The following is a 22,004-nucleotide window of genomic DNA, read 5'->3' on the forward strand; positions in this document are numbered from 1 at the left end:
GAAACTCAGATGTCCAGTACTTCCATTTCCCGCAGCACTTCGGCCACGGCATCGACGGCGGCCTGCATGCCATCGGGCCCGACCACGCCGATGCAACCGACGCGGAAGGTTTCCACCTGGGTCAGCTTGCCCGGATAGAGAATGAAGCCCTTGGCCTTGACCCGCTCGTAGAAGTCCTTGAACTGGTAGCGGGCATCGCGTGGGGCATGGAAGGTGACGATGATCGGAGCCTGGATCTCGGCCGGCAGGAAGCTGCGCAGACCAAGCTGGGCCATGCCGTCGAGCAGGGTCTTGCAGTTGTCGGCGTAGCGCTGGTGGCGGGCCGGCAGGCCGCCTTCCTCGCTGTACTGCAGCAGGGCCTCATGCAGGGCGGCAACCACGTGGGTCGGCGGGGTGAAGCGCCACTGGCCGGTCTTGGCCATGTACGCCTGCTGGTCCTGCAGGTCCATCGCCAGGGAGTGGGCGTTGCCTTCGGCGGCGGCCAGCGCGTTCTTCTCGGCGAAGACGAAGCCCATGCCCGGTACGCCTTCCAGGCATTTGCCGGAGGCAGCGATCAGCGCCTCGAACGGCACCTCGCGGGCATCGATCGGCAGGGCGCCGAAGGAGCTCATGGCGTCGATGACAAGGCGCTTGCCGTGGCGCTGGACTACCTGGGCGATCTCGGGCAGCGGGTTGAGGATGCCGGTGCTGGTCTCGCAGTGGATCAGCGCCACGTGGGTCACGGCAGGGTCGGTGGCCAGCAGGTGGTCGACGTCGGCAGCGGTGGTGGGTTGATCCTCGGCGGTCTCGAAGGTGCTGTAGGCGCGGCCCAGGACTTTGCAGATCTTCGCCAGGCGCTGGCCGTAGGCACCGTTGATCAGCACCAGGACCTTGCCGTCACGCGGTACCAGGGTACCGATCGCCGCTTCCACGGCGAAGGTGCCGCTGCCTTGCAGGGGGACGCAGTGGTGGCTGGCACTGCCGTTGATGATGGCCAGCAACTGCTCGCAGACGCTGGCGGTCAGTTGGTTGAAGTCGCGGTCCCAGGAACCCCAGTCCACCAGCATGGCTTGGCGGGTGCGGGACGAGGTGGTCAGTGGGCCGGGGGTCAGCAGGATCGGGGCATTGCTCATTCCGTTTTTCCTCGCAAGCGGGTGGGCTGAATCTACGGTGTGTAAGTTGCAATTTGCCGCCCCATCATTCAAATTGTTTGTCGTTATGCCAGCCATAAGTCAGGCCGATAGATATGAACTTGTTCCAGTTGCGTGCCTTCGATGCCGTGGCCCGCGAGGGCAGCTTCACCCGCGCTGCGGCGCGCTTGTTCATCAGCCAGCCGGCGGTGACCGGGCACGTCAAGGCCCTGGAAGAGCACTACCAGATCACCTTGCTGCGGCGCACCGCGCGCCGGGTCGAGCTTACCGAAGAGGGTACGCGGCTGGCGGCCATCACCCGCGCCATGTTCAGCCTGGCCGAGGAGGCCCAGGCCATGCTCGAGGCCAATCGCCAATTGCTCACCGGACGCCTGGAAGTCGCCGCTGATGGCCCGCACTGGATCATGTCGATGCTCGGCCTGCTGCGGGCGCGTTACCCGGGCATCACCGTCAACCTGCGCCTGGGCAATGCCCAGGAGACCCTGGCCGCATTGCTTTCGGAGCATGCCGACGTGGCCGTGCTGACCGAGGCCGAGCCGCGCAAGGGGCTGTACCTGCAGAGCCTGGGCGAGTCGCGCCTGTGTGCCCAACTGCCGGTCGGGCATCCCTGGGCGAGCGAGACGGGCGACCTGCCCATGGCTGAGCTGGACCGGCAGATCATGGTGTTGCGCGAGCCCAGCTCCATCACCCGGCGGACCTTCGACCAGGCCTGCGCACTGGCCAAGGTGCAGCCGCGGGTGCTGCTGGAGCTGGACAGCCGCGAAGCGGTCACCGAGGCGGTGGCGGCGCAGCTCGGCATCGGCATCGTCTCGTCGGTGGAGGTGGCCCATGATCCGCGGGTGGTGGCGCGGCCGCTGGCGGGCGATGGGCTGGTCAACCGGCACATGATCGGTTGCCTGGAGCGGCGTCGTGAACTGCGCTTGATCCAGACGTTCCTGGGGTTGGCTGCCAGCCTGTGAGGTGCCTGCAAGAGCGTGTGTGAGTGGACTTGTCTCAATGAGTGACACTGGGGCGCGAAGCGGCCCCAAATGGCACGGCTCCAAAACACTCACCGGCTGGCGTTTTTCCATGGCGGGCCTAAGATGGCCGGCTGAAACTACTGGCGCTGGATGGCCGATGAGCGAGAAAGACACCATTTCCATGCAACTGGTGCGTGAAGCCCTGTTGCAGACCTGCCCGGCGGGGCAAGCCGATGCGCCGCTGCTGGCCAGGGCGGGCATCGATGCATCCCTGCTCGACCTGCCCGAGGCGCGGGTGAGCGCCGAGGCCTATGCCCGGCTCTGGCGCTTGCTGGCGCGGCGCTGCAATGACGAATTCTTCGCCATGGACCCGCGTGGCCTGCGCAGTGGCAGCCTGGCCTTCCTGTGCCGTGCGAGCATGGCCCAAGCGACCCTCGGCGAGGGCCTGGAAACGGCCCTGGCGTTTCTCTCGCTGATGCTCGAGGACCTGCAGCCAAGCCTGGTGCGCCAACAGAGCCTGGCCGAGATCGTCATCGGCGAGCCTCGCGATACGCCGCGCCGCGCTTTCACTTACTTCACCCTGTGGATGATCATCCATGGCGTGACCTGCTGGCTGGCCGGGCGCCGTATCCCGATCCTCGCCATCGACCTGCGTTGCGCCGAGCCGCCGTTCTGCGACGACTACCGGGTGATGTTTTCCGAGAACCTGCAGTTCGACCGCCCACGCACACGCATGATCATCAGTGCCGACTGCCTGGGCCTGCCGCTGCGGCGCACCCAGGAGGAGCTGCAGCGTTTCCTCGCCGAGGCGCCTGGCAACATCCTGGTCAAGTACCGCGACCCGGCCAGCCTGGCCTGGCGCATCCGTGAGCAACTGCGGCGCGCCGACCCAGGCGCCTGGCCCGATGCCGAAGGCCAGGCCAGCGCCTTGTGCATCTCGGTCTCGACCCTGCGCCGTCGCCTGGGCGAGGAAGGCCAGACCTACCAAGGGCTCAAGGACAGCGTGCGGCGCGAGTTGGCCATCGCCTGGCTGGCCGATGTCGACCTGGGGCTTACCGAGATCGCCGAGCGTCTCGGCTTCGCCGACAGCAGCTCGTTCTACAAGGCCTTTCGCAAGTGGTTCGGTTGCAATCCTGGCCACTACCGTCATGTGATCCTGCAGGGGACTGCGCCCTAGGCCTGGCCGAGGATGTTCCCTTTCCCTCTGCTGCGCAGTGGGCGATTGCATCAGTGTCGAGCCTCCTTCGACCTGCGAGGATGCAGACATGACGCAACCCACTCCACCTTCACTTCCGCCAGCGCTTGCCAGCAAGCTGGCTTCCGCCACCGATGATTTCATCGCCGCGAAACTGCCGGACTGGTTGAAACGCGCATCCGCCGCACAGATCAATGCATTGCGCGATTGCTTCGAGGCCCACCGCCATAGCCAGGCGCAGGTGGCGGCGGCAACCGCCGGCCTGGTATCGCCACGGCAGTTCGCTGCCCAGCGGTTCACGGCCCTGTTGGCGGCCGATATCCCGCCGGGGTTCTCCCTCGATGATCTTGAATGGCTGGATGTAAGGCGTCGCTTCACGGTGAGCCCGGGCGGTGGCCTGCCCGAGGATGAGCCGCGTTATGTCCGCTTCCCGGCGTTGTTGCGACTGATGCAGGGCTTTCCCTCGGGCAACCCTTTCTACGAGGGCAGCGGCCTTGTCAAGAAGGGCGAAGAGACCGTGCTTTTCAGCTCGCTGGAGGATTTCACGCAACGTTGCCATGCCGAGGACGTGGGCAAGCAGTACCACGACCTGCTCGAGCGTCTGTTCACCCCGGTGGCCCAGCGGGCCCTGGCCCGCCACCAGCGTACGGCCTTCGCCCTGGCATGCGAGTTCGCCTCGCTCAAGGCACAGCTCGAGACGGTGCACCTGGCCGCCTTGCGGCGGTTGCTGGACGATGGGGCTGGCCAGGAGGAAGGGCTCGCACAGGCGTATGCCGGTGAGCTGCACATGTTGGGGGCCTCCGTTGCGCAGAGCTTGAAGATCCAGTTGCGCAGTGCCGATGGGGATAGTCTCGGGGTCGTGCTCTACCTGCCGAGTGACACTGAACAGCCCCTTCGCCATTTCGACTCGGTGTCAGGGATGAACGATTTCCTGGCGGCCGAGTTGCTCAAGGCGGATGGCCGCCAACGTTTCGCACGACTGATCGCCTTGAAGGACCGCCCAGGGTTCCTGGGGACGCTCGACAAGCGCCTGCTCGACGATGAGCCCGACCTGCAGTTGGAAGGTACGGTGGTTCATGGCGATATCTTCGCCACACTGGCGGCAAGCCAGGTCAAACGCATCGAGGACGATGCCCGCCTGCAGCTCGTTTCGAGCGCGGATGCCGATCATCTCGTCGCCGAAGCACGGCTCAACCAATGGAAGGAGATCGGCCTGGTCGCGCTGGGGCTGGCGGGTTTGGCCATTCCTGCGGTGGGCATGGTGCTGTTCGGCGAGTTGGTCGTGCAGACCCTCGGCCACGTCTACGAAGGGGCCGTCGATTGGCATGAAGGGCACCAGCACGAGGCGCTGGAGCATATGCTCGGGGTCGCGGAGGCCGTCGTCGTCACGGCGGCAACGGTTGCTGGTGTGAGCCTGGTGGCGCGCGGGTTCGCCCGCAGTGCTTTCGTCGACGCACTGGAGCCGGTGGGCACCGGGGAGGAGTCATCGCGCCTGTGGCATCGTGACTTGCAGGTCTACGCGTCGACCCCGGAAGACGCCACCCTTGGGGATGATGGGCTCTATGCCAGCGATACGCGCCGCTGGCTGCGTGTGGGCCAATGCTACTACGAGGCCCATCGCCCCGACGAGCACCAGGCCTGGCGTTTGCGCCATCCCCGAGGCGACGACGCCTTCGGGCCGCAGCTCGCGTTCAATGGCGAGCGTGCCTGGCGTCTTCGCCTCGAGCAGCCCAGGCAGTGGGATGACCGTGCCGACATGCTCGATCGCCTGTGGCCGCAGGACCCGCCCTTGGCTCCAGCCCGGGCCGAGCAGGTGTTGCGTGTGGCGGGCGTCGACAAGGAGGAATTGCGGGATGTGCTGGTGGAGATGCGGCCTGCGCCGTTCAACCTGCGTGACACCTTGCTGCGATTCGCTGCGGATGCCCGGATCAGCCGCGAGCTCGATGCCCTCGATCAATCCGGCGGAGCTATCCAGGATCCGGCCATTCGCCAGTGGTGCGTGGCGCATCCGCAAGCGCAAGGGCTGGACGAGCAGGCGCTGGGCGCCTGGCTACGGGGGGACGCCTCGCACCTGCGAGGTGAATTGCTGGAGCACCTGGCGGCGCCTCTGTCGGCACAAGACGCCTTGGTGACGCTGGTTCGGCGCGATTTCCCCGGGCTCCCCGAGCGCTATGCCCGGGAGGCGGTACGTGACGTGGATCCCGCCCTGCGCGAAGTGGCCCAGGTCGAGGCGCGTGTGCCACTGGCGGTCGCCAGGAAGGCACGGACCCTGCTGCGGCTGACCAGGGTGAACCGCGCCTTGGAGGGCCTGTTCCTGCGCAGCACCTACACCAATGGCACCGGGGAACTGGTCATCGCCTTGCTGCGGCGACTGTCCAGATGGCCGCGCGCGATCAACCTCGAGTTGCGTGAAGGGTCGGAGAGTGGCCGTCTTTTGGCCGTACTGAACCCTCAAGGCGCACCCGAGGGGCGCGTGGTCCTGGTTCACCGGCAAGGCCGCTTCCACCTTTACGACAGCCATGGGCTGGAGCATGAAGCGCAGGTAGGCGAGCCTGCGGGCATCTTCCAGGCATTGGTGGCACTGCTGCGCCCGACCGACCTGCAGCGGTTGGGCCTTTCTGGCGACGATCCGGCAGAAGGCTTGCGGTTGAAGCTGATCGAAGGCTTGCCCGCCGAACGCAAGGATATTCTGAACCTGCTTGGCTGGCGCGACGGCACGCCTTGGTTCAACCCCGGCAAGCGCCTGCCCGATGGGCGCGTGGGTTATCCGCTCGGCGGCAATGTATCGAGACGGGAAACCTCTACCAGTGTGCTCAGGGGCCGCATCCGTGCCCTTTACCCACGGCTCAATGACCGGGAGGTCGATCGCTACCTGGAAAGGCTGCTGTTGCAAAGTGGCTCGCCTTTCGAGAGCTTGCTTGCCCAGGAGCGCAACTACGCGCAGCTCGAAAGTGCCTTGTCGCAGTGGATGGCGGATGGGCGCACAGCGGAGCGGTATGCCTCGCGGCGGCAGTTCGCGGCTCGCCTGCTGGCGGCGTGGCGCTACGAGGGGGCCGGTGGGCTGGCCAGCGACATGACCCTGGAGCTGAGCGGTTGGCACATTGGCCAGTTGCCGGAATTACCGGCGGGCAGCGACTTTTCCCATATCACCGAATTGGTGATGGCGGGGGCGGCGCTGGAAGAGGTTCCCGCGGGTTTCCTGCAGTGCTTCACCTCCTTGCGCACTTTGAGCCTGGGCAACAACCGTTTGACCTCCATCCCCTCGGCCATTGGCCAACTGACCCAATTGCGTACGTTGCGCCTGATGTCCAATCGAATCCGCATGAGCCCCTCTGGCGCCGATGTCTTGTCTGCGTTACCGAACCTGCGCGTGCTCGACCTGAGTCGCAACCCTTTGCGTTCAGCGGCACTGCGCTTCCAGTCGTTGCCCAACCTGTCGGTACTGCGTTTGAAACACTGCCGGTTGATCAGCGTGCCCAGGGGGCTGGAGCGGTGCAGGCTGTTGACGGTCGTCGACCTCAGCGACAACGAGATCGATACATTGCCACCTGAGCTGCTGCAAGCGCCTTGGTCTTTCAGGAGCCGTTTCAACCTGCTGCGCAATCCCTTGGCGCACCAGGAGTACACGCGGTTATATACGAACGACCCGTATGACGCTGTCCGGGCCAGCGAAGTGGACGTGGCCAGCGCCCGGAGCCTGTGGCTTGCCGTCGGCGATCCCGGCCAGTTCGTGGCACGTTCGGCGCTGTGGAACCGCTTGGTGCAAGACCCCGACAGCACGGACCTGCTGCAGTTGCTGGCCAATCTCACCCAAACCAGCGACTTCACCCATGCCAGGGCCTACCTCACCGAGCAGGTCTGGGGTGTGCTTGACGCCGTGGAACAGGATGCCGACCTTCGCCAGGCGGTGTTCGCCCACGCTCGCGAGCAACTGGGTTGCCATGACAGCACCGCGGAGCGCTTCAGCCGCGTGCAACTGCAAATCCTGGTGCACAACGCCAACCTGCAGGGCGCTGCCGGACGATCGGGGCAAGGATTGCTGGACCTGGGACGGCGTCTGTTTCGCCTCGAGGCCTTGGAACGCTTCGCTCACCAGGATGCCGCACAGCGCCTGGCGGGCGACCCGGATACCGATGTCCTGGAGGTCATCCTCGGCTACCGGGTGCGTCTGGCCCATGCCCTCGACCTGCCTTCCCAGCCGCGTACGATGAGGTTCGAGCGCCTTGCCGAAATCACTCCCGAACTCGAGCAGGCAGCGCTCGCCTCGGTCCGGGGCGCGGAGGCGACCGATGCCCTGGCCGAAAGCATCGCCGAACGGGACTTCTGGCGTACCTACCTGGAGCGACGGCACGCGGCAGCCTTCGCTGCGATCGGCGAGGACTTCGCCGCGCGGGGTTCCGAGCTCGACAGCCTGAGCACGGCCCTGACGAGCCAGGACTACACGGATCGATGGCAGGTACTGATGATGGAGCGGCAATCGGCCGAGCATCGCCTGGTCCTGCAACTGACCCGTGAGGCCCTGGAGGAGGGCGTGCCCGAGGCAGGCCAATTCGCTCAAGCCGTTTGACAGCTTTGGCCATTGCCCCCAGCGCCGACCGGCGCGAACATCGTCAGACCGAGGGTGCCACTCCAACAATAAGAAACCAGGAGTCTGACGATGCGCGATTACGCCGAGGCCGTCCGTTCGTTCAACCATCGCAGTGCCGTCGAGGCGGCACTGCATGGCACGCTGGACGCGCTCAATGCCTGTGTCGAATGCTGCGACCGCCATGCCGGCAGTGGCCGGGTCGCGCTGATCTGGGAAGACCGCGAGGGTAACAGCGCACGCTACACCTTCGAGCAACTGCAAGGGCTGGCGGCACGCTTGGCCAATGTGCTTGGCCAGCAAGGCGTAGGCCCCGGCGACCGAGTTGCTGGCCTCATGCCACGCACTCCAGAGCTGCTGGTGACCATCCTTGCCACCTGGCGCCTGGGTGCGGTGTACCAGCCGCTGTTCACCGCCTTCGGCCCCAAGGCCATCGAGCACCGGCTCGAACAGTCCCATGCGCGCGTGGTGGTCACCGACCGCGGCAACCGCCACAAGCTCGACCAGGTCACGGGGTGCCCGACCCTCATCACCGTCGGGGCCAGCGCTGGCGAGCTGGACTTCCACCAGGCGCTGGAGAGTGCTGACAGCACATGCGAGCCCGTGCCGCGCAAGGGCGACGATCCCTTCCTGCTGATGTTCACCTCGGGTACCACCGGGCCTGCCAAGCCACTCGAGGTACCGCTCAAGGCCATCGTCGCCTTCCAGGGCTACATGCGCGATGCCATCGACCTGCGTCCCGAGGACAACTTCTGGAACCTGGCCGACCCGGGATGGGCCTACGGGCTTTATTACGCCGTCACCGGCCCGTTGTCCCTGGGCCACGCCACCACCTTCTACGACGGGCCGTTCAACGTCGAGAGCTGCGCGCGGATCATCGACAAGCTGAACATCAGCAACCTGGCCGGATCGCCTACCGCCTACCGTCTGCTGATCGCCGCCGGCAGCGAGTTCTCGACACCGATCAAGGGCCGCCTGCGGGTGGTCAGCAGCGCCGGCGAGCCGCTCAACCCGGAAGTGATCCGCTGGTTCGCCGACGAGCTGGGGGTGACCATCCATGACCATTACGGCCAGACCGAACTGGGCATGGTCTTGTGCAACCATCATGGCCTGAAGCACCCGGTGCACCTGGGTTCGGCCGGCTTCGCCATTCCCGGCCACCGCATCGTCGTGCTGGACGAGCAGGCCAACGAACTGTCCGCCGGGCAGCCGGGCATCCTCGCGGTGGACCGCGAGCAATCGCCGCTGTGCTGGTTCGCGGGTTACCACGGGCTGCCGACCAAGGCCTTCGTCGGCAAGTACTACCTCAGCGGCGATACCGTCGAGCTCAACGATGACGGCAGCATCAGCTTCGTCGGCCGCAGCGACGACGTGATCACCACCTCTGGCTACCGGGTCGGGCCGTTCGATGTGGAAAGTGCGTTGATCGAGCACCCGGCGGTGATCGAGGCGGCGGTGATCGGCAAGCCCGATCCGGAGCGCACCGAGCTGATCAAGGCCTTCGTGGTGCTCGCCCCGGGCCATGTCGGCAGCGCCGAGCTGGAAGAGACCCTGCGCCAGCATGTCCGCCAGCGCCTCTATGCCCACGCCTATCCCAGGGAAATCGAATTCGTCAGCGACTTGCCCAAGACCCCGAGCGGCAAGCTGCAACGCTTCATCCTGCGCAACCAGGAAATCGCCAAACAACAGGACGCGCCGGCCCCGCGCGCCAGCGCCTGAAGGAAAAACATCATGCAGATAGCCAACAAACATTTCATCGTCAGCGGCGCGGCCTCCGGGCTTGGCGCTGCCACCGCGCAGATGCTGGTCGAGGCCGGCGCCAAGGTGATGCTGGTCGACCTCAATGCTGCGGCAGTCGAGGCCAAGGCCCGCGAGCTGGGTGAACAGGCGCGTTTCGCCGTGGCCGACATCAGCGACGAACAGGCCGCCCAGGCGGCGGTGGATGCCGCCGTCAGCGCGTTCGGTAGCCTGCACGGGCTGGTCAACTGCGCCGGCATCGTCGGCGCCGAGAAGGTTCTGGGCAAACAAGGACCCCATGGCTTGGCGAGTTTCGCCAAGGTCATCAATGTCAACCTGCTGGGCAGCTTCAACCTGCTGAGCCTGGCGGCGGCGGCCATGGCCGAAGGCGCGGCCGACGAGGAGGGCGAGCGCGGCGTGATCATCAACACCGCGTCCATCGCCGCCTACGACGGGCAGATCGGCCAGGCTGCCTATGCCGCCTCCAAGGGCGCCATCGCCAGCCTGACCCTGCCGGTGGCGCGGGAGCTGGCGCGTTTCGGCATCCGCGTGATGACCATCGCCCCAGGCATCTTCGAGACGCCGATGATGGCTGGCATGCCCCAGGAGGTGCGTGACTCCCTGGCCGCCGGCGTACCGTTCCCGCCGCGTTTGGGCCGTGCGCAGGAGTACGCCGCGCTGGCCCGTCATATCATCGAGAACAGCATGCTCAACGGCGAGGTGATCCGCCTCGACGGTGCCCTGCGCATGGCTGCCAAGTAAGGAGTAAGCGAACATGACTCTCGCCAACGACCCGATCGTCATCGTCAGCGCCGTGCGCACGCCCATGGGTGGCCTGCAGGGCGACCTGAAAAGCCTGAGCGCCCCGCAACTGGGCGCCGCCGCCATCCGTGCCGCGGTCGAGCGTGCCGGCATCGACGCCGGCAGCGTCGAGCAGGTGCTGTTCGGCTGCGTGCTGCCGGCCGGCCTCGGCCAGGCACCGGCGCGCCAGGCCGCCCTGGGCGCGGGCTTGGACAAGCACACCACCTGCACCACCCTGAACAAGATGTGCGGCTCGGGCATGCAGGCGGCGATCATGGCCCATGACCTGCTGCTGGCCGGCAGTGCCGAGGTGGTGGTGGCCGGCGGCATGGAAAGCATGACCAACGCGCCTTACCTGCTGGACAAGGCCCGTGGCGGATACCGCATGGGCCATGGCAAGATCATCGACCACATGTTCATGGACGGCCTGGAGGACGCCTACGACAAGGGTCGCCTGATGGGCACCTTCGCCGAGGATTGCGCCCAGGCCAACGGCTTCAGCCGCCAGGCCCAGGACCAGTTCGCCATCGCCTCGCTGACCCGCGCCCAGGAGGCGATCAGCAGCGGCCGTTTCGCCGCCGAGATCGTCCCGGTGGAAGTCACCGAAGGCAAGGACAAGCGCATCGTCAAGGATGACGAGCAGCCACCGAAGGCGCGCCTGGACAAGATCCCGCAACTGCGCCCGGCCTTTCGCGAAGGTGGCACGGTCACGGCGGCCAACTCCAGCTCCATTTCCGACGGCGCCGCGGCGCTGGTGCTGATGCGCCGCTCGCACGCCGAGCAGCGTGGCCTCACGCCCCTGGCGGTGATCCACGGCCATGCGGCTTTCGCCGACGCACCGGCGCTGTTCCCCACCGCCCCCATCGGAGCCATCGACAAGCTGGTCAAGCGCGTCGGCTGGAACCTGTCGCAGGTGGACCTGTTCGAGATCAACGAGGCCTTCGCCGTGGTCACCCTGGCCGCGATGAAGCACCTCGACCTGCCCCACGAGAAGGTCAACATCCACGGCGGCGCCTGCGCCCTGGGCCACCCGATCGGTGCCTCGGGTGCACGGATCCTGGTGACCCTGCTTTCGGCCCTGCGCCAGAACAACCTGCGCCGTGGCGTGGCGGCCATCTGCATCGGCGGTGGCGAGGCCACGGCCATGGCCGTCGAATGCCTGTATTGAGGTGAGACCATGCTGGTATCTGACGAACAACAACAGATCGCCGACGCCGTTCGCGCCTTCGCCCAGGCGCGCCTGAAACCGTTCGCCGAGCAATGGGACAAGGCGCACAGCTTCCCTCGCGAGGCCATCCGGGAAATGGCCGATATGGGCCTGTTCGGCATGCTGGTGCCGGAGCAGTGGGGCGGCAGCGACACCGGCTACGTGGCCTATGCCATGGCCCTTGAAGAGATCGCCGCGGGCGACGGCGCCTGCTCGACCATCATGAGCGTGCACAACTCGGTGGGGTGCGTGCCGATCCTGCGCTTTGGCAGCGACCAACAGAAGGCGACCTTCCTCGCCCCGTTGGCCAGCGGCGCGATGCTCGGTGCCTTCGCCCTGACCGAGCCCCAGGCCGGCTCCGATGCCAGCAGCCTGAAGACCCGGGCGCGTCTGGACGGTGACCACTACGTGCTCAACGGCAGCAAGCAGTTCATCACCTCCGGGCAGAACGCTGGCGTGGTGATCGTCTTCGCCGTCACCGACCCGGATGCCGGCAAGCGTGGCATCAGCGCCTTCATCGTGCCGACCGACTCGCCCGGCTACCAGGTGGCGCGGGTCGAGGACAAACTTGGCCAGCATGCCTCCGACACCTGCCAGATCGTCTTCGACGAGGTGCGCGTGCCGGTGGCCAACCGCCTGGGCGAGGAGGGCGAGGGCTACAGGATCGCCCTGGCCAACCTCGAAGGTGGGCGCATCGGCATCGCTGCCCAGTCGGTGGGCATGGCCCGCGCTGCCTTCGAGGTGGCGCGCGACTATGCCAACGAGCGGCAGAGTTTCGGCAAGCCGCTGATCGAACACCAGGCCGTGGCCTTCCGCCTGGCCGACATGGCCACGCGCATCGCCGTGGCCCGGCAAATGGTGCTGCATGCCGCGGCGCTGCGCGACGCTGGGCGTGCGGCGCTGGTGGAAGCCTCCATGGCCAAGCTGTTCGCCTCGGAAATGGCCGAAAAGGTCTGTTCGGACGCCTTGCAGACCCTCGGCGGATATGGCTATCTGAGCGACTTCCCGCTGGAGCGGATCTACCGCGACGTCCGGGTCTGCCAGATCTACGAGGGCACCAGCGACATTCAGCGCATGGTCATTGCGCGCAATCTTTGAAGGAGCAGTCTGCATGGCATTCGAAACCATCCTGTTGGACATCCACGGCAAGGTCGGCCTGATCACCCTCAACCGGCCCCAGGCGCTCAATGCCCTGAACGCGCAGATCGTCGGCGAGATCAACCAGGCCCTGGACCAGCTCGAACGTGATCCGAACATCGGCTGCGTGGTCATCACCGGTTCTGCCAAGGCGTTCGCCGCAGGTGCCGATATCAAGGAGATGGCCGAGCTCAAGTATCCGCAGATCTATGTCGATGACCTGTTCAGCGACGCCGACCGCATCGCCAACCGGCGCAAGCCGATCATCGCCGCGGTATCCGGCTTCGCCCTGGGCGGTGGCTGCGAGCTGGCGATGATGTGCGACTTCATCCTCGCCGCCGACAACGCCAAGTTCGGCCAGCCGGAGATCAACCTCGGCGTGCTGCCGGGCATGGGTGGTACCCAGCGCTTGACCCGCGCGGTGGGCAAGGCCAAGGCCATGGAGCTGTGCCTGACCGGTCGCCTGATGGGCGCCGAGGAAGCCGAGCGCGCCGGCCTGGTGGCCCGCGTGGTGCCCCAGGCCGAACTGCTGGAGGAGGCGTTGAAGGTCGCAGCGACCATCGCCAGCAAGTCGATCCCGGTGAGCATGATGGTCAAGGAAAGCGTCAACCGCGCCTTCGAGGTCACCCTGAGCGAGGGTGTGCGCTTCGAGCGCCGGGTGTTCCACGCCGCTTTCGCCACCGAGGACCAGAAGGAAGGCATGGCCGCCTTCATCGCCAAGCGTGAGGCGCAGTTCAAGGACCGTTGAGGTCACGGCGCGGGTAAATGAACGCTGGGGCCGCTACACGGCCCTGTCGCGACACAAGGCCGCCCCCACATCTATGGCGCTCGATTGTAGAACAGCGCCGTAGATGTGGGGGCGGCCTTGTGTCGCGAAAGGGCTGCGCTCCCCTGCGGGGCGAGAAAGCCCAAGGCACGCTTACCCCACGCCCATTCGCCGCCCCGTAGACTGCCGATGGGCGGAATCCAGGCCATTTCGGTCAAATTCCCCCGTCGTGCCTGTTGCCCCATGCGACGCAGCGTCTTAGACTGCCGCCCCCTGTAGAAAAGTGCCGGTTGGCGCTTGAAGAATTCCGCTGCCGGCGAGCCATCGCCGGCGGCACCCGAATCGCCCAAATGCACATATTTTCATAGAGAAATCGATGACCAAGGAACAGTTGCTGGCCATGTCGGCCGATGACTACATGAACGCCGATCAACTGGCGTTCTTCGCTGAGCTGCTGCAGGCGATGAAAGTCGAGACCCAGGAGCGCATCGAGCTGAGCCGCAATACCATCGAGAGCCTGGATACCCCTTCGGATCCGGCCGACGTGGCTTCGGTGGAAGAAGAACGCCACTGGCTGGTCAATGCCATCGAGCGCGACCAGCGCCTGTTGCCGCAGCTGGAGATGGCCCTGGGCCGCATCGCCGATGAAAGCTTCGGCTGGTGCGACGACAGCGGCGAGCCGATCGGCCTGCAGCGCCTGCTGATCAGCCCGATCACCAAGTACTGCATCGAAGCCCAGGAGCGTCACGAGCAGCTCGACCGCCACCAGCGCCAGATCTGACCGACACCCCGGTGCCAGGCCCCACGGAGCGATCCGTGGGGCCTTTGCGTTTCCGATGCCTGCATCAGGCTTCGGCCTTTATTGCCGTGGATGCAATACAGCTATACCCAAGTAGGATTTTTCCGCGATCTGGGCAGGCGTATGATGACGACATAGTTAGGCAGCTAATTAAATTCCGGAGGGGATGATGAGTAGCCGAATCGATGTCGCCGTGATGATTGGCTCTGGCGTGCCTGCCACCCTGCAGGCCCTGGGCAAGCGCGTCTGCTGGGTCGTGCTGGTCGATGGCGAGCGCCGTGGTACGGCGTTCGCCACGCGCGGGGAGGCACTGGAGTGCCAGGCGGCCTGGTTGGCACAGCTGGAAAAAGGGCAGGCGGCCTGAGTCGAGGCCCTAGGTTGCGTGCCAGAGGCAAGAAATGTGTTGGGCCTCTCGACGGATTTCGGTGTTTTCGTGCATATTCCTTCCCCTGTAATGCGCTGATGAATACCGGACCCATTCTGCCGAGGGGCCTGGAACTTTCTATTGCATCTTTTCTGGCAGTTCGGTTGTCAGTTATTACGTGTCCCGGTTGGGAAACAGCCGAAAAACCGTCTTGAGGCCTTGGCTGGCACGCTGGAGTAACGATTCCTGCCTGTCGCGTCGCCTGCCTGCACAGACGTTTCGCGCATCGCTTCATTAGTCTTTTCAGACAACGACTTGAAATGAGTGTGTCTCCCCGGCGTTCGGGTGGACGCGTGTAACCGATTTGAGGAACTCTTCATTGGCAGTCAGTACTCTGGATACCCACGCATTGTTTGCCCTGGGCGATTTGCGGGCCAAGTTGGTCAAGCTGTTCCAAGGGCGTTTCGTGTATGTCACCGAGCAGGGACCCGATGGCCTGTACATGGCTGAGATCGATACGGGCAGTGCCTTGGTGGTCGATGACAAGCAGCGCCTGGAGCTCAAGGTGGGCGATCACTTCCGCGCCGCGGTGTTGCCCAGCCGTGAAGGTGGCAAGCTGGAGCTGCGTTTTCGTGAAATAAAGCTGAATGTCTACGGTGTTGGCGACTATGCCTTCGTCTCGGTGCCGGAGGGTGAGGGCATCGTGTTCCGTGAAGGCCACGGCGTGATGCTGGTGTTCGCGGCCCGGCAGCAGGTGCAGGAAGGCCTGGGCAAACTGCTCAAGGCGGTGACGGGCAAGGTCGCCAAGTGGCGCAAGGGCGAGTTGACCACCTTCAAGGCCAGCGAATGAGCGACGAGTTGCCTGTGGGGCGGGCGGCCTTCCATCGCCGGCACCAGGCCCAGGCGACCGCCTTGGCCGAGCGACTGTTGGCGCAGCGTGAGGCGCTGGGCAGCACCTGGCTGGCCTGGGTAGCCGGCCAGCTGTATCGGCTCAGCCCGCCCGAATATGCGGCCATGGTGCGGCGTGAATTGCAGCGCCTGAGCCAGGGATAGGGTTGCCAGCGCATCGTTGCGGTGCCAGGGCTGGCCTATTGGCGGTCCTAAGCCCGCACCCACATCGTTCAGCTCCCACCATTGCGCCCGCTGCTGACCTCCGCAGGCACATCTTCGCCCGCGGTGCGCTTGCGAAACAGCGCCGCCCGGGCCAGCAGCAAGGTGGTGACCGGCACCGTGATCGACAGCAGCACGGGGATCAGCCAGGCATGCAGCACCGGCCCTTGCTTGAGCCATGAGAAATACAGGATCGACGCCAGGCAGACGCTCCAGGCGCCGATGGTCGAGGCCAGTGCCGGTGGATGCATGCGCTGGAAGTAGTCTTTCAGGCGAACCAGGCCAATGGCGCCGATCAGGGCGAACAGGCTGCCGGTGAGCAGCAGCGCGGCCGTGGCCAGCTCCAGCCAGAAGGGTAGTTCGATGGTTTCGCTCATTCGATCACCTCGCCACGCAGGAGGAACTTGGCCAGGGCGAAGGAGCCGACGAAGCCGAACAGGGCGATCAGCAGGGCGCCTTCGAAATAGGTGTCGCTGGCATAGCGGATGCCCAGCACCAGCATCATCAGCATGGCCAGGATGTACAGGTAGTCCAGCGCCAGGACTCGGTCCTGGGCGGAGGGACCGCGGAACAGCCGGACCAGCGCCAGGGCCATGGCGCTGGCGAAGATGAACAGGCTGGCGAGGACGGCATTGGCAAGCAGGCCTGTCATTCGAAGATCTCCATCAGCGGGCGTTCATAGGTGTTCTTGAAATGCTCGATGAAGGCCGCTTCGTCCTCCAGGTCGAACACATGGATCAGCAGGACGCTGCGGTCCAGGGCCAGCTCCGACCAGACCGTGCCGGGCACCACCGTGGTGATCATCGACAGCGCCGCCAGGCCGTGGGCATCGCGCAGGGCCAGGGGAATGTGGACGAAGGCAGAGCGCGGCGGGCGCCGCTTGGCGCACAGCACGCCACGGGCGACCTGCAGGTTGGAAAGGATCACGTCGAGGCCGACCAGGCAGATCAAGCGGGCGACGACCAAGGGCCGCCGCACATGGGCATGCTTTGGCCGCAGCGGCGCCATCAGCAGCGGGGCGAGAAAGCCCAGTGCAGCGCCGAGCAGCAGGTTGCCGGGGCTGACCGAGAGATTGAGCAGCAACCACAGCGCGAACAGCGACAGGGACAGCAGCGGGGCGGGGAACAGTCGTCTCATGGCTGCACCTGTTCGTCGAGCGTGGTAGGGCCGGGTACCGGGCGGGTGGCCATCACCGCCCGGATATAGGCGTCGGGTGCCTGCAGGCTGGCTGCCGTGTCCTGGGTGTAGCGCAGCAGCGGTTCGGCCCGCACGCTCAGGACCATGCACAGGCCCAGGAGGATCACGATCGGCAGGCACTCGTAGCGCCGCAGCAGGGGCGAGGGGCGCTCCTCGGGTTTCCAGAAGCGCTGGATGCCCACTCGCCCGAAGGCGATCATCGAGGCCATGCCCGAGAGGATCAACAGCGCCACCAGGCCCCAGCCGGAGAGCGACAGCGCTTGTCCGGCCGGCATGCCCAGGCCTTGTGGGTTGAACAGGGCGCTGATCAGGCTCAGTTTGCCGATGAAGCCCGACAGCGGCGGCATGCCGATGATCAACAGGGCGCAGGCGATGAAGCTTAGGCCGAGGAACGCCATGGTCCAGGGAATGATCTGGCCGATCACTGCCTTTTGCTCGTCGTCCAGGTTGATGCCCTTGGGCGGGTGCAGCGATTCCAGCGGTGGCGGGATCGCGTCTTCCTCATCGTCCAGCGGCGCCTCGTTGGCCGAGCGCGAACGTTCGATCAGCTCGGCGAGCAGGAACAGGGCGCACAGGGCCAGGCTCGAGCTCACCAGGTAGAACAACGCACCGCCGGTCAGGATCGGTTGGCCGAAACCGATGGCCCCCAGCAGGGTGCCGGCGGAAACCAGGATGCTCAGGGCGGCCAGGCGCTCCAGGCGCTGGGCGGCGAGAATGGCGATCGCCGCGACGGCCAGGGTGGCCAGGCCGCCATAGACCAGCCACTGCCCACCGAAGTGCGCCGAGGCGCCGGCCTGCCCGGAGAACAGCAAGGTCCATAGGCGCAGCACCGCGTACAGGCCGACCTTGGTCATGATGGCGAACAGCGCCGCGACCGGCGCGCTGGCCGAGGCATAGGCCGGCACCAGCCAGAAGTTCAGCGGCCAGATGCCGGCCTTGACCAAAAAGGCCATGGCCAGGATCGCCGCGCCGGCGTGCAGCAGGCCGCGATCGGCCTCCGGTACCAGGGGGATCTTCAGGGCCAGATCGGCCATGTTCAGGGTGCCGGTCACGCCGTAGAGCATGGCGGCCCCCACCAAAAACAGCGACGAGGCGAACAGGTTGACGGCAATGTAGTGCAGGCCGGCCTTGACCCGTGCCCGCCCCGAGCCGTGCAGCAGCAGGCCGTAGGAGGCCGCCAGCAGGACTTCGAAGAACACGAACAGGTTGAACAGGTCGGCGGTCAGGAAGGCGCCGTACAGGCCCATCAGCTGGATCTGGAACAGCGCATGGAAGCTGGCGCCGGCGCCATCCCAGCGGGCTCGGGCGAACAACAGTGCGCTGACGCCGATGATCCCGGTCAGGCTCAGCAGCAGCGCGGACAGGTGGTCCAGCACCAGCACGATGCCGAAGGGCGCCGGCCAGTTGCCCGGCAGGTAGACGCCGATCGACTCGGCCTGACCCTGGCTGCGTATCCACAGCAGCAAGGTGATGGCGATGCACAGACCGGCCAGGGTGGACAGCAGGTTCAGGCGCGCCTTGAGCGGGCGGTGCTTTTCGCCGAGCAGCAGCATCAGGGCCGCGGTCACCAGCGGCAGCAGGATGGGGGCGATGATCAGTTGGTTCATCCCGCTCATTCCTCACGCTCCCGGCCGTCGACATGGTCGGTACCGGTGAGGCCGCGCGAGGCGAGCAATACCACCAGGAACAGCGCGGTCATGGCGAAGCTGATGACGATGGCGGTCAACACCAGGGCCTGGGGCAGCGGGTCGGTGTAGTGCAGCAGGTCCTGGGGCACGCCGTCCTTGATGATCGGCTCTTTGCCGATGAACAGGCTGCCCATGCTGAAGATGAACAGGTTGACGCCGTAGGAGAGCAGGCACAGGCCCATGATCACCTGGTAGGTGCGCGGGCGCAGGACCAGCCAGACCCCGGAGGCGGCCAGGACACCGATGGCGATTGCGATGACTTCTTCCATCAGGCGGCTCCTGCTTGGCTGGACTTGGGCGCGGTGCCCGGGCGGTGGGCGCGCACCGACTGGTGCGCCAGGGCGGTGAGGATCAGCAGGGTGGCACCGACCACCACGGTGTAGACGCCGACGTCGAAGAACAGTGCGCTGGCCACGTGCACGTCACCCAGCAGCGGCAGGTGCAGGTGGGCGGTGTGGGTAGTCAGGAACGGATAGCCCAGGGCCATCGCGCCGCCGCCGGTCAGGGTCGCGCAGAGCAGGCCCGTGCCCATCCAGCGCAGCGGGCGCAGGCTCATCTGCGCCTCGACCCACTGGGTGCCGGCGACCATGAACTGGAGGATGAACGCCACCGACATCACCAGGCCGGCGACGAAGCCGCCACCCGGCTGGTTGTGGCCACGCATGAACAGGTACATCGACACCACGAAGGCGATCGGCAGCAGCAGGCGCACCAGCGCGGCCGGCACCATCATGAAGCCCAGCGCGGTGTCGGTGGCGTGGCGCGGGTTGATCAGGTCGGTGACCAGGTCTGGCGCCAACTGGCGCTGCTGGGCAGGCAACTGCATGCTTTCCTTCGGAGGGCGGAAGCGTCGCAGCAGGGCGAACACGGTCAGGGACACGGCCACCAGCACGGTGATCTCGCCCAGGGTGTCGAAGCCGCGGAAGTCCACCAGCATGACGTTCACCACGTTGGTCCCGCCGCCCTGGGGCAGGGCCCGGCTCAAGTAGAAGGACGAGATGTCGTTGGGCGTCGGCCGGGTCAGCATGGCATAGGAGAGCAGCGCCATGCCGCCGCCGACCAACACCGCCAGCAACAGGTCGCGCAGGCGCCGCAGACGGGCGCGGTCCTGGCTGCCGGGCAGGGGCGATACGCCTTCGATACGCCGTGGCAGCCAGCGCAGGCCGAGCAGGATCAGCACTGTGGTCACCACCTCCACCACCAACTGGGTGAGGGCCAGGTCCGGAGCGGAGAACCAGACGAAGGTGATGCAGGTCATCAGGCCACAGACACTGACCATGATCAGCGCCGCCAGGCGGTGGTACTTGGCTTGCCAGGCAGCCCCGATGGCGCAGGCGATGGCGATCAGCCAGAGCGCGACGAACACCCCGGAGCCCGGGATCTTCGGGCGATCGCCCCAGGTGATGCCGCTGTACAGCATGGGCAGCAGGCCGGCCAGGAACGCGGCGACCACCAGCATGAACAGCTGGCTCTGCAGGCGTCGGCTGGTCAGCAGCCCCTCGATGCGCCGGGCCAGCAGCATCAGGCGCACCAGGCCCTGTTCGAACAGGCGCTTGCCGTTGAAGCGCTCGATCAGCGGCGGATGGGGGAAGCGGCCGCGGCGCAGTTGCTTGCGCAGCAGCAGGTAGAGCACGATGCCGCCGCTCATGGCGATCAGGCTCATGATCAGCGGGGCGTTCCAGCCGTGCCAGATGGCCAGGCTGTATTCCGGCAGGGTGCCGCCGACCACCGGCAGGGCAGCGGCGGCCAGCAGCGGGCCGACCGACTGGGCCGGGAAGATGCCCACCACCAGGCAGGTCAGTACCAGCAGTTCTACTGGCGCGCGCATCCAGCGCGGTGGCTCGTGGGGGATGTGCGGCAGGTCCTGGGCGGTGGGGCCGAAGAACACGTCGACGGTGAAGCGCAACGCGTAGGCCACGCTGAAGGTGCCGGCCAGGGTGGCGATGACCGGGAGGGTGGCCTCGACCCAGGCCGTGGAGGAGATGAACACCGTTTCGGCGAAGAACATCTCCTTGGACAGGAATCCGTTCATCAGTGGCACCCCGGCCATCGAGGCACTGGCCACCATGGCCAGGGTGGCGGTGAACGGCACCAGCCGGAACAGCCCGCTCAGGCGGCGGATGTCGCGGGTGCCGCTCTCGTGGTCGATGATGCCGGCGGCCATGAACAGCGAGGCCTTGAAGGTGGCGTGGTTGAGGATGTGGAACACCGCGGCCACCGCCGCCAGCGGGCTGTTCAGGCCGAGCAGCAGGGTGATCAGGCCCAGGTGGCTGATGGTCGAGTAGGCCAGCAGGCCTTTGAGATCGTTCTGGAACATGGCGGCGAAGGCGCCCAGCAGCAGGGTCAGGGCGCCGGCACCGCCGACGATCCAGAACCACTCCTCGCTGCCCGACAGCACCGGCCACAGGCGCGCCAGCAGGAATACCCCGGCCTTGACCATGGTCGCCGAGTGCAGGTAGGCGGAGACGGGGGTAGGCGCCGCCATGGCATGGGGCAGCCAGAACTGGAAGGGGAACTGGGCGCTCTTGCTCAGGGCGCCGATCAGGATCAGCGGCAGCAGCACCGGGTACAGCGCATGCTGGCGGATCGTCTCGCCGGCTGCCAGGACCTTGTCCAGGTCGTAGCTGCCGACCACGTGGCCGAGCAGCAGCGCGCCCACCAGCAGGCACAGGCCGCCGGCACCGGTGACCATCAGCGCCATGTAGGCGCCGCGGCGGGCGTCGGCGCGGTGGTGCCAGTAGCCGATCAAGAGGAAGGAGAACAGGCTGGTCAGCTCCCAGAAGAACACCAGCTGGATCAGGTTGCCGGAGATCACCAGGCCGAGCATGGCGCCCATGAACGCCAGAAAGAAGGCGAAGAAGCGCGGCACCGGGTCCTGCGGCGACATGTAGTAGCGCGCATAGAGCGAGACCAGGGTGCCGATGCCCAGCACCAGCAGGGAGAACAGCCAGGCGAAGCCGTCCATGCGCAGCACCAGGTTCAACCCCAGGCTGGGCAACCAGAGGAATTCCTCACGGATGACGCCCCCATGGGCGACCTGCGGGTACAACAGGGCGACCTGGACGGTACCGACCAGGGCGACGAGCCCGGCGAGAATGGACTCGGCATTACGTGCGTTGTGCGGCAGGGCGGCTGCCAGGCAACTGCCCACGAAGGGCAGAAGCAATAGCACTATCAATGACATAGCGTTCTAATCTGGAGAAATTTGCCAAGGATCATACGTGCCGAGCTGTTGATCACCAACACGCAAGCTGTCGCAGAATCCTACAAATGTGGCGTGACAAGCTGTTTTTTTATAACAGTTTTTTTCAGAGCATAGTCGCTGTTCG

At 66.0% G+C, this 22,004-nt stretch carries 19 protein-coding genes; 12 read left to right on the plus strand and 7 right to left on the minus strand.

Translation table 11 applies throughout. The annotated features are described in order from the left end of the window. Nucleotides 1-5 precede the first annotated feature (5 nt). Nucleotides 6-1,112 carry a 2-aminoethylphosphonate--pyruvate transaminase gene (locus tag ACDI39_RS26880; protein WP_225790454.1) on the minus strand — a complete coding sequence of 369 codons (1,107 nt, stop codon included), beginning with the start codon at nucleotides 1,110-1,112 and terminating at the stop codon, nucleotides 6-8. 113 nt (nucleotides 1,113-1,225) lie between these two features. On the opposite strand from ACDI39_RS26880, the gene ACDI39_RS26885 reads away from it, so the two are divergent. From ACDI39_RS26885 to ACDI39_RS26940, 12 genes are all read left to right on the plus strand, one after another. Then, entirely contained in the window at nucleotides 1,226-2,089 is an 864-nt protein-coding gene (locus ACDI39_RS26885; protein WP_225790453.1) for a LysR substrate-binding domain-containing protein, read from the plus strand. Nucleotides 2,090-2,246: 157 nt separating this feature from the next. Next, on the plus strand, nucleotides 2,247-3,266 hold the full coding sequence (locus ACDI39_RS26890; RefSeq protein WP_225790452.1) for an AraC family transcriptional regulator: 1,020 nt from the start codon (nucleotides 2,247-2,249) through the stop codon (nucleotides 3,264-3,266). Between the two features lie 88 nt (nucleotides 3,267-3,354). Then, complete coding sequence (locus tag ACDI39_RS26895; protein WP_486537180.1) at nucleotides 3,355-7,851, plus strand: NEL-type E3 ubiquitin ligase domain-containing protein; 4,497 nt, start codon at nucleotides 3,355-3,357, stop codon at nucleotides 7,849-7,851. A gap of 90 nt (nucleotides 7,852-7,941) precedes the next feature. After that, complete coding sequence (locus ACDI39_RS26900; protein WP_225790450.1) at nucleotides 7,942-9,588, plus strand: AMP-binding protein; 1,647 nt, start codon at nucleotides 7,942-7,944, stop codon at nucleotides 9,586-9,588. Between the two features lie 12 nt (nucleotides 9,589-9,600). Next, nucleotides 9,601-10,368: an SDR family NAD(P)-dependent oxidoreductase gene (locus tag ACDI39_RS26905; protein ID WP_486537181.1), complete on the plus strand. Its 768-nt coding sequence runs from the start codon at nucleotides 9,601-9,603 to the stop codon at nucleotides 10,366-10,368. A 13-nt stretch (nucleotides 10,369-10,381) separates the two neighbouring features. Further along, complete coding sequence (locus ACDI39_RS26910; protein WP_225790448.1) at nucleotides 10,382-11,575, plus strand: acetyl-CoA C-acyltransferase; 1,194 nt, start codon at nucleotides 10,382-10,384, stop codon at nucleotides 11,573-11,575. A gap of 9 nt (nucleotides 11,576-11,584) precedes the next feature. Next, nucleotides 11,585-12,712: an acyl-CoA dehydrogenase gene (locus ACDI39_RS26915; protein WP_486537182.1), complete on the plus strand. Its 1,128-nt coding sequence runs from the start codon at nucleotides 11,585-11,587 to the stop codon at nucleotides 12,710-12,712. 13 nt (nucleotides 12,713-12,725) lie between these two features. Continuing rightward, nucleotides 12,726-13,499 carry an enoyl-CoA hydratase gene (locus ACDI39_RS26920; protein ID WP_225790446.1) on the plus strand — a complete coding sequence of 258 codons (774 nt, stop codon included), beginning with the start codon at nucleotides 12,726-12,728 and terminating at the stop codon, nucleotides 13,497-13,499. Nucleotides 13,500-13,893: 394 nt separating this feature from the next. Further along, the gene (locus ACDI39_RS26925; protein WP_225790445.1) at nucleotides 13,894-14,298 is read left to right on the plus strand and encodes a TraR/DksA family transcriptional regulator; all 405 of its coding nucleotides are present in this window, start codon (nucleotides 13,894-13,896) and stop codon (nucleotides 14,296-14,298) included. Between the two features lie 187 nt (nucleotides 14,299-14,485). After that, a complete protein-coding gene (locus ACDI39_RS26930; RefSeq protein ID WP_225790444.1) occupies nucleotides 14,486-14,680 on the plus strand; it encodes a hypothetical protein in 195 nt (64 codons plus the stop codon). Between the two features lie 379 nt (nucleotides 14,681-15,059). Next, entirely contained in the window at nucleotides 15,060-15,530 is a 471-nt protein-coding gene (locus ACDI39_RS26935) for a hypothetical protein (protein WP_225790443.1), read from the plus strand. Continuing rightward, nucleotides 15,527-15,733, plus strand: coding sequence for a hypothetical protein (locus ACDI39_RS26940; protein WP_225790442.1), 207 nt, complete (start codon nucleotides 15,527-15,529; stop codon nucleotides 15,731-15,733). The genes ACDI39_RS26935 and ACDI39_RS26940 overlap by 4 nt, the downstream gene beginning before the upstream one ends. A gap of 68 nt (nucleotides 15,734-15,801) precedes the next feature. Here the strand turns inward: ACDI39_RS26940 and ACDI39_RS26945 are convergent, their stop codons facing one another. From ACDI39_RS26945 to ACDI39_RS26970, 6 genes are read right to left on the minus strand one after another with little or no spacing between them, the layout of a single operon-like run. Next, complete coding sequence (locus ACDI39_RS26945) at nucleotides 15,802-16,167, minus strand: Na+/H+ antiporter subunit G (RefSeq protein WP_225790441.1); 366 nt, start codon at nucleotides 16,165-16,167, stop codon at nucleotides 15,802-15,804. Further along, nucleotides 16,164-16,442, minus strand: a complete 279-nt coding sequence (locus tag ACDI39_RS26950; protein ID WP_225790440.1) for a K+/H+ antiporter subunit F — start codon at nucleotides 16,440-16,442, stop codon at nucleotides 16,164-16,166. The genes ACDI39_RS26945 and ACDI39_RS26950 overlap by 4 nt, the downstream gene beginning before the upstream one ends. Then, nucleotides 16,439-16,927: a Na+/H+ antiporter subunit E gene (locus ACDI39_RS26955; RefSeq protein WP_225790439.1), complete on the minus strand. Its 489-nt coding sequence runs from the start codon at nucleotides 16,925-16,927 to the stop codon at nucleotides 16,439-16,441. Before ACDI39_RS26955 ends, ACDI39_RS26950 begins: the two co-directional genes overlap by 4 nt. Next, a complete protein-coding gene (locus ACDI39_RS26960; RefSeq protein WP_486537183.1) occupies nucleotides 16,924-18,603 on the minus strand; it encodes a monovalent cation/H+ antiporter subunit D in 1,680 nt (559 codons plus the stop codon). The genes ACDI39_RS26955 and ACDI39_RS26960 overlap by 4 nt, the downstream gene beginning before the upstream one ends. After that, complete coding sequence (locus ACDI39_RS26965) at nucleotides 18,600-18,944, minus strand: Na+/H+ antiporter subunit C (RefSeq protein ID WP_225790437.1); 345 nt, start codon at nucleotides 18,942-18,944, stop codon at nucleotides 18,600-18,602. The genes ACDI39_RS26960 and ACDI39_RS26965 overlap by 4 nt, the downstream gene beginning before the upstream one ends. Further along, nucleotides 18,944-21,859 carry a monovalent cation/H+ antiporter subunit A gene (locus ACDI39_RS26970; protein WP_225790436.1) on the minus strand — a complete coding sequence of 972 codons (2,916 nt, stop codon included), beginning with the start codon at nucleotides 21,857-21,859 and terminating at the stop codon, nucleotides 18,944-18,946. The genes ACDI39_RS26965 and ACDI39_RS26970 overlap by 1 nt, the downstream gene beginning before the upstream one ends. Between the last annotated feature and the right edge of the window lie 145 nt (nucleotides 21,860-22,004).

Source organism: Pseudomonas sp. Tun-23181, assembly GCF_057415455.1.